The sequence below is a fragment of the Polaromonas sp. P1_G2 genome, assembly GCF_056405515.1.
Genome location: NZ_JBFUBY010001166.1, coordinates 1 through 449 on the forward strand (window position 1 = coordinate 1; position 449 = coordinate 449).

Annotated in this window: 1 protein-coding gene; it reads right to left on the bottom strand. The window is 56.8% G+C overall.

The annotated features are described in order from the left end of the window. Positions 1–449, bottom strand: a 449-nt coding sequence (locus tag AC1D0P_RS29585; protein WP_477679990.1) for a sulfotransferase family protein, incomplete at both ends; no start/stop codon positions are given.

Sequence of the window (449 nt, forward strand, 5' to 3'; positions counted from 1 at the left end):
GGCTTGCACAGTCGGGTGCGAGAGGATGATGTCGGTCTTCTCCTGATCGAGATAGACGCGATCGAAATGCATGCCCGGCTCATCAATCAATATGTTGTCGAAGCTGAGCTCCGTCCCCATGAAGGCATTGATCGCGCTCACGGTTTCGGAAAACCTGAAAACCAGGTCCTCATACTGGATATGCAGCACGTTTTTCCGCGCCGCGATGGCCATGATCGCCAGATAGGCGGTAGACCAGGCCTGCAGCATCTCGTCGAATTTGACGATCGCTTTCCACCAGTCGCGCCCCTCCTCCGCCTCGGCCGTGCGCCGCAACATCGAATTGACGACATCGAGAGGATGCCGGGTGATGTGGATATAACGCGCATGCGGCAGCGCCAGCAGCCCGGCGAGATTTTCATAATATTTCGGGTATTTATCGCCCCACAGCACCAGCTCCGATCCGGGAT